Origin of the sequence: Acinetobacter sp. ANC 3781 (assembly GCF_004331285.1) — a bacterium.
Lineage (GTDB): Bacteria > Pseudomonadota > Gammaproteobacteria > Pseudomonadales > Moraxellaceae > Acinetobacter.
Genome location: NZ_SJOH01000039.1, coordinates 1 through 4563 on the forward strand (window position 1 = coordinate 1; position 4563 = coordinate 4563).

General features: G+C 30.1%; 3 protein-coding genes and 1 pseudogene. 3 read left to right on the forward strand and 1 reads right to left on the reverse strand.

Features of this window, described 5'->3' with window-relative positions:
- The first annotated feature begins 373 nt into the window (after positions 1-373).
- Positions 374-838, forward strand: coding sequence for a MarR family winged helix-turn-helix transcriptional regulator (locus tag E0H89_RS16350; protein ID WP_131218590.1), 465 nt, complete (start codon positions 374-376; stop codon positions 836-838).
- Positions 839-982: 144 nt separating this feature from the next.
- The gene (locus E0H89_RS16355) at positions 983-1582 is read left to right on the forward strand and encodes a hypothetical protein (protein ID WP_131218592.1); all 600 of its coding nucleotides are present in this window, start codon (positions 983-985) and stop codon (positions 1580-1582) included.
- A 1029-nt stretch (positions 1583-2611) separates the two neighbouring features.
- Here the strand turns inward: E0H89_RS16355 and E0H89_RS16360 are convergent.
- A pseudogene (locus E0H89_RS16360) lies at positions 2612-3316 on the reverse strand (IS6 family transposase).
- 167 nt (positions 3317-3483) lie between these two features.
- Between E0H89_RS16360 and E0H89_RS16370 the strand changes: the two are divergent.
- Positions 3484-3906 (forward strand): MarR family winged helix-turn-helix transcriptional regulator, encoded by a 423-nt coding sequence (locus E0H89_RS16370; protein ID WP_131218594.1) that lies wholly within the window; start codon positions 3484-3486, stop codon positions 3904-3906.
- Positions 3907-4563: the final 657 nt, after the last annotated feature.

Below are 4563 nucleotides of genomic sequence, written 5' to 3' on the forward strand. Positions count from 1 at the left end.
TTTTAACTGAATCTCATTTTAATAAAGTAAAACTAAATTTCAGAGTTTTTTTTAAAGCATTAAATAATGGTAAATAGAATATATTTTAAAAAAAATTATTGAGTAAATTGGCATTTTTGGTAATAGATCATTTAACCTTTAAAGTGTTTAATTCGCCTACATAAAAACAATAAATAAAACACAAAGTTTAACTCCAGTAAAAATTTAGCTTTCTAATTTTTCATTATAAAATAGGCGTATAGAAGCGAATGAGGAATTAGAAAATTAACTTTATACAGGATTGGGTGGCACGACAAGTCCTCTTAGGGATTTAATAGATTACTGAATAAATTACATAATTTTTTAAAAAGCGATTGGTTATGGAGTAGCGGTTGTGTCAAGAAAATATAATAAGTTTTTGTCTGCAGCAGCAGATTTTAACTTAGAAAACTCTCCATATCATTGGATCACTCAAGTACATTCTCAATATAGGCAGAATTTTGATCACGCTTTAAAAAAATATGGTTTAAATAATTCTAGTCGTCGTCTTTTACTGGCTTTAAAATCCAAACCTCACGCCAGTATATCTGATTTATCAGACATAACAATTTGTAAGATGTCCACTACCACAAAAATTATTTACCGTTTAAAAGAGGAAGGATTGGTTGATACTTATTGTTGTGAAAATGATGGTCGAATTACACGAGTTGTGTTAACCGATGAAGGAAAACAAATGACGCAAAAAATTAACGATATCAGTCTTATCATTCTAGAAAAATCTTTTGCAGGATTGACGCCGCTAAAAATTGAAAAAATGTTAGAAAGCCTGAAACATATTTTCAGAAATTTAGCCGGTTAATAAAAATTTAATTAAAAGTTTTCTTCTTAATTTAATGTTAGAAAGCTATAAATACTCCTTTAATTTAGGAAAACTTTGTTGAAGTATAGAAAATATACAATTATTACTAATCAAACTTTATATTAACTAATGAGGCTATTTTAAATGAATGCTTTAGAAGAACATTTACCACCATTTATGACTAAATCACATCCGTTTAATAATAATGAAGCACGTAGAAATCAATTGAAAAATGAGTTATTTAATATTAATGCCAATCTAAATAGTTTAGCTAGTATTATTGAAAAATCGATACATAGTTTAGTTTTTATTGATCTTGATAATTTTTTGGCCATCAAAGGTTGGAATTCTAAAATTGACACTGAAAAAAATAAGACTTACAAAAAAAGTAATAACTTTATTAAATTTTCTCCAATAAGTACCTTAGATACTAAAATTTCTTTTTTGGTGGGTCATAACCTAGTTCGAATTCAAGATCATTGTATTGAACTATCTTTTAAAGATGCTGCTCTACAGAGTGCCATTCATACAGCCAAACTAGGTATAGAAGTTAATAATAAATCAGTCAACGAACTGGAGGATTCTTTAAAGAAATCTCAGATAATAAAAAGTAAGCTAGAAGAATCAATAATGAAACTGGATTTAAGCCAAATTAACTTAGAAACGTTTAAAGCTAATTTAAATAGCCGTAAAAAACAGCCTAATTTACGTGAAGCAATTGTAAAAATTTTGGAAAGTATTTAATTTTATATATTATTTAAAATCAATATAATCTGGATTATACAAAATTAATTTTGGTAATAAAAAAACCCGGTATTCCGCCGGGGTTTTCGCATTGGTTCGCTTGGTATAACTCCTGTCATGCCTTGCAGCCCTGGTACGATCTATTATTTTTTGGAACTTCTTATAAAGTGAACAGAATTGAACTTTCATATTTCTGTAAGATCTCTAAATTTATGAACTCTATCCTGTTTAAAGCTGAAATCCTTACGCTATGAGCAGTTTTTTAAGTGCACTAGTGCACAAATTTTACTCATTTAGACTAGTTCTGTTAACATTAGATTAACAAGAATTAAAATGTTCAAAAATTCTAATAAATTTAATGGTTATATTTATGAATAAACATCTTGCTCTAGAAATTACCCAAAAGTTACGATCCATTTATACCCATCAAGTCAGAGTGGCAGAGCCATTCTTAAAAATAGGCGAAGTTGCGAATCTTACCTCTCTAATTCTTACAGGAAATAAAAACCGTTTTTTCTTTTAAAGAAACTGGGAAATCTTTTATTAAAGTTAAAAATGAAATTTCTGCTGTCAGAAATACTTCGCAAGCAGATGCAGTGTTGATAGAGATCATTTCCGAACTGGTATAGATTTAGGGCCTTGCAGGCACTTTAATTCGTATTTTTGACGCAAATCCCTGTCTGATTTAAAAATAGAGACAATAAAAATACCTAGCCTGATTTATCCCTCAAAAGTTAGACAATAATTAATGAAAAAAGCTGAATTTTCTATGAGGAAATTCAGCTTTTTTCATTAATTACTAGGGAGGCTCATCCTCGCTATTACTTCTGTTTTTTAAGCTGCTTTGTAAGCTTATTTAACTTGTTTTTATGTTTTGAAATCTTTTCAAGACGTGCTTTGATTTTCTTTTTCAAGATTTTAACTTGCTTCGACATAATGTCACTCCTTGGTATGAATATCCGCTGACTGGTTTTTTTTGGCACTGTTGCAAATAGGAAATTGAATTGTAGTTTGCTTGGTTAATCAGGTTTAAATTCCAAAAACTCTATTTACTAGCCACACTTCTTCTAGAAAATTACCGTTATAAAATAATGAAGCTTGTCCTTTACGCAAGGCACGCATGACCTCAATACCTTTAATTGTGGCATAAGCCGTTTTCATAGACTTGAATCCCAACGTAGCCTTGATGATCCGTTTGAGCTTGCCATGATCACATTCAATCATGTTATTCTTGTATTTAATCTGTCGATGCTCAAGGTCTTCAGGACACTTTCCTTGCTGTTTTAAGCGCGACAAAGCACGGCCATAGGTAGGAGCCTTGTCAGTGTTTATGACTCTTGGAATCTTCCATTTTTTGAAATGATTCAAACTCTTACCAAGAAAACAATAAGCTTAATAGGTATTTCGTTTAGCAGAAAGATAGAAATCAAGAGTGTGGCCACGTTGGTCAACTGCGCGATACAGAGAAGCCCATCGCCCATTTACTTTTACATAAGTTTCATCAATATGCCATGCGCTCAGATCTGTAGGGTTACGCCAATAACAGCGTAAACATTTTTCCATTTCAGGAGCATAACGCTGAACCCAGCGATAAATTATAGTGTGATCAACATTCACTCCACGTTCAGCGAGCATTTCCTGAAGTTCACGATAACTTATGTCATATTTACAATACCAACGGACGGCCCAAAGAATGATTTCACCCTGAAAATGACGACCATGGAAAGCATTTATCTGCTGATCCTTTAGCTAAAAGATAATCTAGCTTAACATTAGTCGTTATTTGCAACAGGGCCCTGCAAGTTCATTGAAAGTTGCAAAATGAAGAATTAATAATCTTGTAGAAATTTATAAGGTATACAATGTAATATGCTATAGAGCAAATTTAGTGGGTAAATGTAGTGGATTCAAAAAATTATAATTTGGAAGACCAAATTGGTTACTTACTTCGGAAAGCCTATCAAAGACATTTGTCTATATTTCAACATCATATAGGAGATTCTCAGCTTACTGCGGTTCAGTTTTCCGTATTGTATACGGTTAATCTATTTGAAAAATGTTCACAAAAAGAATTGGTAGAACATACTGCAATTGATCAGGCTACCATTCGAGGTATTGTGGAAAGGCTGATTAAAAGAAATTTATTGAGTCAATATCAAGATCAACAAGATAAGCGTAAGGTCAAGATTAGCATGACTGATGAAGGGCGAAAAGTTTTAGCAGATAGGTTGGAGAATGCCAGAAGTATTTCCGAAAAAACGCTTGAGCCTTTAAATCCAGCAGAAGCCTTAGCTTTATTACATACTTTGAAAAAAATTACTTAATGAAAAAGAACTCTTTTTAATTTATTTTCTAAACCATTTTTTTGGTTTTTATCGTCTAATTTTTAAGATGAATGAAACAATCAATTTACGTAAATGACTTAAGTTATTTTGTTGGTTTGAATTTGTTATTTAAATTAATGATAAAAATCAATTTTTTCTAACTTTAAAATTAAATTTTCAAAATATCATCTCTTATGCCAATTTAAACAATCGTGGTTTTAAGCCTGCCGTATTGCTTAAATTTTGTTTGTGTAAAAAATGATCAGTAATTTAATTTATATTTATTTGAATGATCCTCTATTTTTAATCCAATTTATGTAAGCCTCTCAATCATTTTATTCTGTGTTGATTTTTTAGGTTGTAGTGTAGGAACTATAACCTGGAATTTTTTCTCATCAAAAATTCGCTCTTTTATAATCCTATCTTCACTTTATGTGTAAAAGAAAAGTGATGCACTTTTTAAATTGTTTTATAGGTACAGCAAAAACAAATTGAATAAAAAGCAATCGATTTTCAATAAGATAAAAATATTATATTTTCTGATAAAACAATTTCTTCTTTTTAAGAAAATGAACTATATAAGTGTATAAACTTAAAAAAATATAAATTCAAAGTATTTTCTATACTTGAAAATGAACGATTTTTTTAAATTAAGAT